The organism is Nonomuraea sp. NPDC050783 (genome assembly GCF_040802095.1).
Lineage (GTDB): Bacteria > Actinomycetota > Actinomycetes > Streptosporangiales > Streptosporangiaceae > Nonomuraea.
The window spans coordinates 1-10,266 of the sequence record NZ_JBFAHK010000054.1; the positions used below are offsets into that span (position 1 = coordinate 1).

Here is a 10,266-nt window from a genome sequence, read left to right on the forward strand (position 1 = left end):
ATGTTGTAGGTGTTGCACGCCTCGCTGGTGTCCCTGGCCAGGTAGCCGGCGATCGCGTGGGGGGCGCGGAAGTGCTCGGCCTGGCTGTTGGAGCCGTTCACGTACGTGTGCGCGCCGACGGTGATGGACCAGGCGTTGGCGGCGATGTCGCGGTAGCGGGTGGTGCCCGTGGCCTTGTACTCGCGGGCCGCGCCGATCCATTTGGGCACCTGCGTGTTGGCGTGCAGCCCGTTGAGCCGGTCCTGGCCCGCCGCCAGCGGGTCGAACACGGCCGCGTGGTCGAAGCGCCGGGCCGTGTTCAGCCAGCGGGAGTCGCCGGTCATCTGGTACAGGTCCGTCAGCACGGCGTTCATGCCGCCGAACTCGGTGCCGAGCATGGCCTGCATCTGGCTGGAGCTGAGCCGCGAGGTGCGGGTGTCCACCCAGCCCGCCAGGGCCAGGAGCACGGTCCTGGCCTGGGTGTTGCCGATCAGCCGCCAGACGTCCAGCAGCCCGGCCAGGGTCTTGTGGAGGCAGTAGTACGGCACGTTGCCGTTGCTCAGCGTACGGTTCTCCAGGGCCGTGATGTCCGACTCGGGGAAGCCCGACAGGTAGCCGCTGGTGAACCCGGCCGCGCCGTTGTTGGCCTGGCACCGGGCCAGCTCGGCGACCATGTAGGTGGCCTTGTCCCGGCACGTGGTGTCGCCGAGCACGGCGTAGGACTGGGCCCATGCCGTCAGGAAGTGGCCCTGGACGTGGGAGCGGAACGGGAAGGTGGGCGCGTCCCAGCCGCCGTTGGTCGCCGCGCCGCCGGTGGACAGCCGGTGGTTGGCCCGGAAGACGTACAGGAGCCGGTCCACGTCCACGAAGCGCAGGTAGCTGAGGGTGCGGTTCTGGTTGTCCAGGAAGCGGCCGGAGTCCAGGCGCACCTGGCCGAGGTCGAACTCGTAGGCCGAGACGCCGAGGTCGGATCTGGCCCAGGGGAGTGCGGCCAGGGCGGGGGAGGCGCCGGCGATCTGGCCGGTGACCGAGAGCGCGGCGGTCGCGCCCGCGGCCTGCAGAAGCCGGCGACGGCTCAAGGACATGGGGGGCTCCTCAGGGGCGGGGGGTGGCGGACGTCCGCCGGTCAGGTCCTCGGCGAGGCCGCTCTCCGGTTTGTGTTAGCGCTAACACGCCATCGGAGGAAGAGAGCGGGAGTGCGGCCGACAGGGCTCCTGTGCCGTGGTGAGGGGTGAGAAGGAACATCCAGGGCTCCGTTGCCGAATCGCGGAGGAACATTCTGTTAGCGTTAACACCCGGCTCGGTAGAGCGCGTTGCCGCGGAGTACATCCGACAGTCACGCCCGGAGTCAATGAGGGGTGCCCCTTCCAGGACCGGGCCTCGCCGCCGGAACGCCCTCCCGCCTGGGGTTTTCCTCGCCGGGACGATCGCACTGTACTGCTCGCGCTGGTGAAAGTTTCACAGATGTTAACGGGGAACGCCAGAGTAATTTGCGAGAGATCGCCGGTTAAGTTGCTGCCCCTCCGTGGGTGGACGGCAGGAGAGCGCTCCCGCGGCCGAGATCGCCAGCAGTTGATCTTCATTAAGTTTCTGGCCGGGTGGTTGACGAGTCTCAGTCAGGGCCTTACTTTCCTGCAGGAGATGTTAACGCGAACAAGCGGTGCCAGGCGGTCCCCCGTGACCTGACCTGGGCATTCCTCCGCGTCACGGTGTGCTGGCAACGCTCCCCCGGCCGGAGCGGCGAGGACCGGCGCCGAAGGGCCGTGAGCAGCGCGTATCAGCGACCAGCCACAGGAGGAGACGTGACGCAAGGTCCGCGCGATCGCAGATCGCTGAGCCGGAGAACCGTCCTGGCGACGATGGGAGCCCTGCCGGTCCTCGCCGCGGCGGCTCCGGCCGCCGGCGCCGCCGCGGCCGCGGTGGTCATCAACCCGTCGGCGCGCAGGCAGACCATCCGGGGCTTCGGCGGCATGACCCACGCCGCCTGGATCGGCGACCTGACCGCCGCCCAGCGGGACACGGCGTTCGGCTCCGGCGAAGGGCGGCTGGGGTTCTCCGTGCTGCGGATCCCCGTCCCCGAGAACCAGGCGGACTGGAGCCGCGACCTGGCCACGGCGCGGCGCGCGGTCGAGCTGGGGGCGACCGTCATGGCCTCGCCCTGGAACCCGCCCGCGAGCATGGTCGAGACCTTCGTCCGCGGCGGCCAGACCAACGCCAGGCGCCTCAGGTACGACATGTACGGCGCCTATGCCCAGCACCTGAACGACTTCACCGCGTACATGCGCACCAACGGGGTGAACCTGTACGGCATCTCCGTGCAGAACGAGCCCGACTACGCCCAGGAGTGGACGTGGTGGACCCCCGCCGAGATGGTCCGGTTCCTGAAGGAGAACGCCGGCTCGATCAGCACCAGGGTCATCGCGCCCGAGTCCTTCCAGTACCTGAAGAACATGTCGGACCCGATACTCAACGACCCCGCGGCGCTCGCCAACGTGGACATCATCGGCGCCCACCTCTACGGCACGCCGTACGCGAACTTCCCCTACCCGCTGTTCAAGCAGAAGGGCGCGGGCAAAGAGCTCTGGATGACCGAGGTCTACTACCCCAACAGCACCGATTCGGCCGACCTCTGGCCGCAGGCGCTGGACGTGGGGGAGCACATCCACCACGCGATGGTGGACGCCGAGTTCCAGGCGTACGTCTGGTGGTACATCCGGCGCAGCTACGGCCCGATGCGCGAGGACGGGCAGCTCAGCAAGCGCGGCGCCAACATGGCGCACTTCGCCAGGTTCGTCCGCCCCGGCTACGTGCGGATCGACGCGACGGCGAACCCGGCGTCGAACGTCTACGTCTCGGCGTACCAGGGCGGTGACGGCACGGTCGTGGTCGTCGCGCTCAACAAGGGCACCTCCGCGGTGAGCCAGCAGTTCACCCTGTCCGGCGGCACCGCGTCCAGCGTCTCGTCCTGGCTGACCGACGCGAGCAGGAACGTGGCGCCCCAGGGCTCGGCCGCCGTGTCGAACGGCGCCTTCACCGCCACGCTCCCCGCCCGCAGCGTGACGACCTTCGTGACCGGCGTGACCCAGACGCCCGGCGGCGGCATCGACACCAGCGCCTGGTACGTCCTGGTCAACCGCAACAGCGGCAAGGCCCTGGACGTCTACAACCTCTCCACCGCCGACGGCGGCCGCATCACCCAGTGGACCCGTAACAACCAGAACCAGCAGCAGTGGCAGTTCGTGGACTCCGGCGGCGGCTACTACCGCGTGAAGTCCCGCCACTCCGGCAAGGTCCTGGACGTCTACAACTTCTCCACCGCCAACGGCGGCGCGATCGTCCAATGGGCCGACGGCAACGGCACCAACCAGCAGTGGCGTCCGGCCGACTCCGGCGGCGGGTACGTCCGCCTGGTCAACCGCAACAGCAACAAGGCGCTGGAGGTGCAGGGCGCCTCCACCGCCGACGGCGCCAACATCGTCCAGTACGACGACTGGGGCGGCGCCAACCAGCAGTGGCAGCTCGTCAAGGTGGGCTGACACCGCGCGGGCGACGGACGGGCGGGTGACGGACGGGCGGGTGACGGACGGGCGGGCGAGGGCGGGTGACGGCGCGGCTCGGGCTCAGCTCGTCTGCGGCGGCTGGCGGAAGGTCATCCACTCCTGGTTGCGGTAGACGAACGAGGGAGCCGTGTTGCCGCTGACCAGGACGTCGCTGACCGGGGAGTCCGGGCGGGCGATGACCCCGATCCCCGACCTGATCTGCCCCTTGTAGTCCGGGACGAGCGGGCCCACGGAGTTCCCGGTGATCTCCACCGTGGTCAGCGGGTTGACCTCGTGCTCGCACGCCCGGACGTACACCCCGCCGTTGCAGCCGGTGATCCGGTTGCCCCGGATGTACACGGCCTCGGTGTTGAACGGCGTGATCGCGTCATAGCTGGTGTTGGCCACGACGTTGTTCTCGATCCAGACCCGCGCGTGCCGGACGCCGGACACGGCCGTGTGCGACCCGACGAGGGTGCCCCAGGAGCCCTGCGTCCCCGAATGGTCGCACGTGTTCTCCAGGACGCGGATGTCGGTGCAGGGCGTGTTGTCCTTCGCCCCCGCCCACGTGTTCTGGCTGCCGGCGATGTCGAGCTGGATGGCCTCGCCGTGGTAGCGCTTGTCCTTGTACTGGGGGTCGAGGATCCAGCCGTAGAGGCCGCAGCCGCGTACGGTGGCGTTCCGCACGGCGTTGAGCTCGATGGCGTGGTACCACTTGACGTTATAGATCGTGAGGCCGACCAACTCGACGCCGGACGTGTGCTGCATCGTGATGACGTTCGACGGCGGCACCGGGTTGCCCTCCTGGGCGTACTGCCAGATCGGGTCCCAGGAGCCGCCGGTGATCCTGATGTTGCCCGGCGCGCCGTACCCGCCGGTCGCCGCGCTGGGAACGTGGTTGAGCACCATCGTCTCGGAGGAGTTCGGCGAGGTGAAGCCGGCGACGAACCGGGCGTCCGTCGCGTCCAGGTGGGTGTTGCCCGGGATGATCAGCCGGGCCCTGAGCACGTGCCGGTGGTTCGCCGTGGCGCGGACGATGATCCGGCCCTGGCCGTCGCGCCCCGCCAGCCCGGCGATGCCGTTGGCGGCGTCGTCCAGCGCGTGGCGCAGCGCGACGACGGCGTCGTCCTCGCCCGCCGGGTAGGGGTTGACCGGCCCGACCGCCCGCCGGGTGGCGTACGCGGCGGGGGCCGCCCCCGCCACGCCGGCGCCCGCCAGCGCGGTGATTCCCAGCCTGACGGCGTCACGACGACCTAATTCCATGACTGTGTCTCCGATCCCCCGGACCCGCCACAAAAAAGCACCCCGCGCCGGACGGCCGCCGGCGGATTCTGGATTGAAACACGCACGCGTTCGCTCGGTCAAGGCGGCGAGTCCGGGAAATCCCGCATTCCGTCAGCGGGCTTTTCTTCCGGCGGAACGGCGAGTACGATCCCCAAGATCGGTGATGCCGGGGGACCGCCACGGAGAGCGGTCGGACGACGGGGGTCGACGAACATGGCTCGTTCTTTCCTTGTTTCCTTGGCGGTCGCGAGCCTGGTCGGCGCCATTCTTCCGCTGGTCGGCACGCCCGCCGTGGCGACCGCCGGCGTCCGCGACCTCACGGCGAATCCGGCGCCCGGCTACTATCGCATTCGCAATTTCGGCAGTTACAAATATCTCGCCATCGGCGCGAGCAGCACCGAGAACGGCGCCCACGCCATCCAATGGGAATACACCGGCAGCACCGGACAGCTCTGGTACATCGACGCCGACCGTAAAATCATCAACGCCAACAGCCGCAAGTGCCTGGCGATAGGGAACGGCAGCACCGACAACGGCGCCCACGCCGTCCAGTGGGACTGCCTCGACTCCGATTCCCAGCGCTGGGAGATCAGCGACACCGGTTACATCCGGAACGTGGGCACCGGGAAGTATCTGGCGATCGGCGCGAGCAGCACCGACAACGGCGCCCACGCCATCCAGTGGGACTACACCGGCAGCACCGGCCAGCGCTGGGTCTGACGACCAGCGATCCCCGGCTCCGCCCGGGGCGGGCGGCCCCGTCAGGCGGGCGGCGCCGGGCGCGAGCAGGCTCCTGAGCAGTAGCCCCGGGTGAGGATCAGCCGGCCGCGGGCGGGGGTGTAGTCGGAGCTGCCCACGCCGACGGTCACCCCGCCGCAGACCGGGCAGACCGGCGGCTGGTGCCCGACCGTCCCGGGCGAGCCGGCCGGGGTGCCGGTGGGGCGGGCGTCAGTGGAGCGGGTGTCGGCGGGGCGGGTGCCGGTGGAGCGGGCGTCGGCGGTGGCAGGGGCGGTGCCCGGGGTGGGGGTGCCCGGGGTGGAGGTGTCGGTCGTGGCCGCGCCGACAGGCGTCTGGGTCATGGACGGTACTGTGCCGTACGCCACCGACATTATCGGCGGCCGCCGGGCGGGCGCTCGCCGCGGAAGGTACGGCGGTACAGCGCAGGCGGCACGCCGACCAGCGCGCGGAAATGCTGGCGGAAGGAGGACGGGGCGCCGAACCCGCTGCGCTCCGCGACCTCGTCGATCGGCAGGTCGCTGCTCTCCAGCAGCCGCCGGGCGTGCTCGACGCGCTGCCGGGTCAGCCACTGGCCCGGGGTCATGCCCACCTCGTCGCGGAAGCGGCGGGTGAAGGTGCGGACGCTCGTGTGCGCGTGGGCGGCGAGCTGCGCCAGCGTCAGGGGCCGGTCCAGGTGCCGTACCATCCAGGCCCGGGTGCCGGCGGTGCTCGCCTGCGCGGGCTCGGGAACGGGCCGTTCGATGTACTGCGCCTGGCCGCCGTCGCGCCAAGGGGGCACCACGCAGCCGCGGGCGACCCGGTTGGCCACCTCGCTGCCGTGGTCGCGGCGGACCAGGTGCAGGCACAGGTCCACGCCGGCGGCGGCACCCGCGGAGGTCAGCACGTCCCCGTCGTCGACGAACAGCACGCCGGGATCGACCAGGACCCGCGGGAACAGGCGGCGGAAGTGCTCCGCCTCCCGCCAGTGCGTGGTGGCGGGGCGGCCGTCCAGCAGGCCCGCGGCGGCCAGCACGTACGACGCCGTGCAGATGGACGCGATCCGCGCGCCCGGCCGGACGCGGGACAACGCCGCCGCCAGCGGCCCGGGCAGGCGGCCCCGCTCGCGTACGGGCCCGAGGGCGGTGGACGGCGGGATCACCACCGTGTCGGCCCCGGCGAGCGCCCCGGCGTCGTGACCGGCGCCGATGGTGAGGCCCACGCTGCTGGTCACCGGCTCGCCGTCGATCGTGCAGGTGGTCAGCGCGTACAGGGGCCGGCCGTCGGCCCCCGTCGCCTCGCCGAAGACCCGGTGCGGGATGCCCAGCTCGAACGGGATGACGCCGTCGAGGGCGAGGACCACCACGCGATGCATGGCCAGATCCTGTCACATGGTGGCCTTCAGGACGGTGGCCGGTGCCCGCCGCCTGGAGCAGGCTGGGCAGCGGCCGCGCGAGGCGGCCGTGACCACGTCCGTTCATCGGGAAGAGGGAGCATGAGCAGGGGGATCACACCGACGATGCGTGCGGTCGTCGCGACGGCATGGGGCGGGCCGGACGTGTTGCGGGAGGCCGACCTCCCGCGCCCGGAGCCGGGGCCGGGCGAGGTGCTGGTGCGCGTCCACGCCGCAGGGGTGAACGCGGCCGACTGGAAACAGCGGGCGACCGGCGGCCTCGGGCTGTGGGACGACCCGCCGGTGCCCGGCTGGGACGTCTCGGGCACGGTCGAGGCCGCCGGCATGGGGGTGACGTTGTTCCGGGAGGGCGACGAGGTCTTCGGGATGCCGCGCTTCCCGCACCAGGCCGGGGCCTACGCCGAGTACGTGGCCGCGCCCGCCCGGCACTTCGCCGCCAAGCCGCCGGGTCTCGGCCACATCGAGGCGGCGGCGCTGCCGCTGGTCTCGCTGACCGCCCGGCAGGCGCTGTTCGACACCGCGCGGCTGCGCCCCGGCCAGCGGGTCCTGGTCCACGCGGCCGCCGGCGGCTTCGGCCACCTCGCCGTCCAGATCGCCAAGGCGGGCGGCGCGTACGTGATCGGCACCGCCCGCGAGGAGAAGCACGCCTTCCTGCGCGATCTCGGCGCCGACGACCTCATCGACCACACCCGCCGGGACTTCGCCACCGACGTCGAGGACGTGGACGTCGTCCTCGACGCCGTGGGCGGCGACTACGGGCCCCGCTCGCTGGACGTCCTGCGCCCCGGGGGGACGCTCGTCTCCCTGGCCGCGCCGGCCGACGACGCGCTGAGGCCGCGCGCGGCGGCCCGCGGCCTCCGTGCCGGCTTCATGCTGGTCGAGCCGGACCACGCCGGCCTGGCCGCCGTCGCCGATCTGGTGGCGGCCGGGCGGCTGCGGCCCGTCGTCAGCGCCGTCCTGCCGCTGTCGCGGGCCGCGAAGGCGCACGAGCTGGGAGAGACCGGCCGCACCACGGGGAAGATCGTCCTCAGCGTCACGGAGTGACTGCCGGGGCCGCGCGATCCGCCGGCGGGAACGCCCCGGCGCGGGCGGCGGCCAGGGCCGCGGCGGCGGCCCGGTCGGCGGCGGCGTCGTCGAGGGGGTCGCCGGTGTTGAGCAGGGCGTAGTAGAGGGGCGCGGAGACGGCGGCGATCACCCGGTGCGGGTCGGTGCCGGGCGGCAGCTCGCCGCGCTCGATCGCGTCGGTGACGCAGCCGGCCCATTCGGCGATGCGGACGGCGTAGAAGCGGTGCAGCGCCCGCGCGGCCTGCTCGTCGCAGAGCGCGGCGGCGATCAGCGCCTTGAACAGCCGCCCCTGGCGGGGGTGGGTGAGGGTCCTGACGACGAGGCGGGCGTTGTCGCGCAGGTCGCGCTCGACGTCGCCGTTGCGGGAGCGGGGCAGGGAGCTGTCGGCCATGTCCTGCAGCAGGTCGGCGGCGAGCGCGCCGGGCGTGCCCCAGCGGCGGTAGAGGGTGGTCCTGCCGACGCCCGCGAGGCGGGCGATCTCGCCGAGGTCGAGCGCGCCGAAGCCGCGCTCGGCCAGCACGTCGCCGGCGGCCCGCAGGACGGCCTCGCGGACGCGGGCGGTACGCCCACCAGGGCGGACGGCGCCGGGTTGCGGGTCGGCGGCCATGACGGGCTCCTCTCGTCCAACCCTTATCGGGACTGGAGTTCCCTTTAGGGCATGGGTGGTGCTACTGTTCCCTCATCTTAACGGAACTAAAGACCCGTTTACGGCCAGGCGTCCCTGCACGCCGCCCCGTCCGAGAGGAAACCCGCCATGTCCTCCACGACCGCCCCGCCGGCCACCCCGGCGGCCGACGCCGCTCCCCGGCGCCTGACCGGCCGCCTCCGCGTCACCCTCGCGGTGCTGCTGGTCGCCCAGTTCATGCTGGCCGTCGACTTCTCGATCCTGAACGTGGCCCTGCCCGCCATCGGCGACGGCCTCGGCTTCTCCCTGGCGAACCTGCAGTGGGTCGCCACCTCCTTCGCCCTGCCGGCCGCCGGGTTCACCCTCTTCCTCGGCCGCGTCGGCGACCTCGTCGGCCGCCGGCGCATCTTCCTCGGCAGCCTCGCCCTGCTGGGAGCGGCCTCCCTCGCCGGCGGCCTCGCCCCCACGCCCGACGTGCTCATCGTGGCCCGGGTCGCCCAGGGCCTCGCGACCGCCGCCGCCACCCCCGCCGGGCTGGCCCTGCTGACCACCTCCTTCCCCGAGGGGCCGCTGCGGCGCAAGGCCCTGGGGCTCAACGGCGCGCTGATGTCGGCCGGGTTCACCACCGGCGCGATCCTCGGCGGCGTCCTGACCGACCTGCTGTCCTGGCGGTGGGCCTTCTTCGTCAACGTTCCCGTCGCCCTGGCCGTGGTGCTCATCGCGCCCGCCGTCATCGCCGAGTCCCGTCCCGCCGGGCGCCCCAGGATCGACCTGCCCGGCGCGCTGTCGGTCACCCTCGGCCTGCTCGCCCTCGTCTACGGCCTCACCCAGGCGGGCGAGCACGGCTGGACCCACCCGGCCACGCTCGCGGGCCTGCTCGCCGGCGCCGCCCTGCTGGTGGTCTTCTACCTCGTCGAGCGCCGCGCGGCGCAGCCGCTCGTCCCGGTGCAGGTGCTCAGGAAGCGCACCGTGGCCTGGGGCAACGTGCTCGGCCTGCTGGCCTTCGTCACCGAGACGTCCCTGGTGTACCTGCTGACCCTCTACATGCAGAAGACCCTCGGCTTCTCGGCCCTGGTCGCCGGGATCTCCTTCGCCCTGCTGGGCCTGGGGACCGTGGCGGGCGGCCTGCTCGCCCCCCGGGCCATCGCGCGTACCTCCGCCACGGCCGTGCTGGTCGGCGGCGGGCTGGTGCAGGCGGCCTTCACCGCCGTGCTGCTCCTGCTCGGCGACACGCCCGCCTCGATGGGGCTGCTGCTGCCCGCCACCTTCCTGGGCGGCGTGGGCAACATGCTGGCCATCGTCGGCTTCATGGTCACCGCCACCAGCGGCCTGCCCGACCACCAGCAGGGCCTGGCCACCGGGCTGGCCTCGATGTCCCAGCAGGTCGGCATCACGATGGGCACGCCCGTCATGTCGGCGATCGTCACCGCCGTGACCGGCGGCGCGGTCTCCGCCGCGGCGATCCTGGACGGCGTCGGCGTCGCCGTCGCGGCCAACGCCGCCCTCGTCCTGCTCGGCGTCCTCATCGCCACCGTCTTCCTGCGCGCCCGGCACGACCGCGCGCACGCCTGACCGGCCCCCTCCCCGTTCCCCGGAGCACCCCAACCGGCCGATGACCGCCGAACGGCCTGACGCGGGAACGCCAG

At 72.4% G+C, this 10,266-nt stretch carries 9 protein-coding genes; 4 read left to right on the forward strand and 5 right to left on the reverse strand.

Annotated features, from left to right (window positions below):
* A partial coding sequence (locus AB0H75_RS49935) for a beta-L-arabinofuranosidase domain-containing protein (protein WP_367809109.1) occupies positions 1-1,064 on the reverse strand: 1,064 nt, incomplete at its 3' end.
* A gap of 774 nt (positions 1,065-1,838) precedes the next feature.
* On the opposite strand from AB0H75_RS49935, the gene AB0H75_RS49940 reads away from it, so the two are divergent.
* Complete coding sequence (locus AB0H75_RS49940) at positions 1,839-3,515, forward strand: RICIN domain-containing protein (RefSeq protein ID WP_367809111.1); 1,677 nt, start codon at positions 1,839-1,841, stop codon at positions 3,513-3,515.
* Between the two features lie 84 nt (positions 3,516-3,599).
* On the opposite strand, the gene AB0H75_RS49945 is transcribed toward AB0H75_RS49940, so the two are convergent.
* Positions 3,600-4,781 (reverse strand): hypothetical protein, encoded by a 1,182-nt coding sequence (locus AB0H75_RS49945; protein WP_367809113.1) that lies wholly within the window; start codon positions 4,779-4,781, stop codon positions 3,600-3,602.
* A 258-nt stretch (positions 4,782-5,039) separates the two neighbouring features.
* Here AB0H75_RS49945 and AB0H75_RS49950 point away from each other — a divergent pair, with 258 nt between their 5' ends.
* Positions 5,040-5,522, forward strand: a complete 483-nt coding sequence (locus tag AB0H75_RS49950) for an RICIN domain-containing protein (RefSeq protein ID WP_367809115.1) — start codon at positions 5,040-5,042, stop codon at positions 5,520-5,522.
* A gap of 41 nt (positions 5,523-5,563) precedes the next feature.
* Here the strand turns inward: AB0H75_RS49950 and AB0H75_RS49955 are convergent, their stop codons facing one another.
* Positions 5,564-5,881 (reverse strand): hypothetical protein, encoded by a 318-nt coding sequence (locus AB0H75_RS49955; RefSeq protein ID WP_367809117.1) that lies wholly within the window; start codon positions 5,879-5,881, stop codon positions 5,564-5,566.
* 29 nt (positions 5,882-5,910) lie between these two features.
* On the reverse strand, positions 5,911-6,891 hold the full coding sequence (locus AB0H75_RS49960; protein WP_367809119.1) for a GlxA family transcriptional regulator: 981 nt from the start codon (positions 6,889-6,891) through the stop codon (positions 5,911-5,913).
* 120 nt (positions 6,892-7,011) lie between these two features.
* On the opposite strand from AB0H75_RS49960, the gene AB0H75_RS49965 reads away from it, so the two are divergent.
* Positions 7,012-7,974, forward strand: coding sequence for an NADP-dependent oxidoreductase (locus AB0H75_RS49965; protein ID WP_367809121.1), 963 nt, complete (start codon positions 7,012-7,014; stop codon positions 7,972-7,974).
* On the opposite strand, the gene AB0H75_RS49970 is transcribed toward AB0H75_RS49965, so the two are convergent.
* On the reverse strand, positions 7,964-8,602 hold the full coding sequence (locus AB0H75_RS49970; protein ID WP_367809123.1) for a TetR/AcrR family transcriptional regulator: 639 nt from the start codon (positions 8,600-8,602) through the stop codon (positions 7,964-7,966). The two genes, AB0H75_RS49965 and AB0H75_RS49970, sit on opposite strands and share 11 nt — an antisense overlap.
* 147 nt (positions 8,603-8,749) lie before the next feature.
* Here AB0H75_RS49970 and AB0H75_RS49975 point away from each other — a divergent pair, with 147 nt between their 5' ends.
* On the forward strand, positions 8,750-10,192 hold the full coding sequence (locus AB0H75_RS49975) for an MFS transporter (RefSeq protein ID WP_367809125.1): 1,443 nt from the start codon (positions 8,750-8,752) through the stop codon (positions 10,190-10,192).
* Positions 10,193-10,266 lie beyond the last annotated feature (74 nt).

Coding starts and splice junctions, on each gene's coding strand:
- AB0H75_RS49940 (WP_367809111.1), top strand. CDS start 1,839: ATGGGAGCCCTGCCGGTCCTCGCCGCGGCGGCTCCGGCCGCCGGCGCC.
- AB0H75_RS49945 (WP_367809113.1), bottom strand. CDS start 4,781: ATGGAATTAGGTCGTCGTGACGCCGTCAGGCTGGGAATCACCGCGCTG.
- AB0H75_RS49955 (WP_367809117.1), bottom strand. CDS start 5,881: ATGACCCAGACGCCTGTCGGCGCGGCCACGACCGACACCTCCACCCCG.
- AB0H75_RS49960 (WP_367809119.1), bottom strand. CDS start 6,891: ATGCATCGCGTGGTGGTCCTCGCCCTCGACGGCGTCATCCCGTTCGAG.
- AB0H75_RS49965 (WP_367809121.1), top strand. CDS start 7,012: ATGAGCAGGGGGATCACACCGACGATGCGTGCGGTCGTCGCGACGGCA.
- AB0H75_RS49970 (WP_367809123.1), bottom strand. CDS start 8,602: ATGGCCGCCGACCCGCAACCCGGCGCCGTCCGCCCTGGTGGGCGTACC.
- AB0H75_RS49975 (WP_367809125.1), top strand. CDS start 8,750: ATGTCCTCCACGACCGCCCCGCCGGCCACCCCGGCGGCCGACGCCGCT.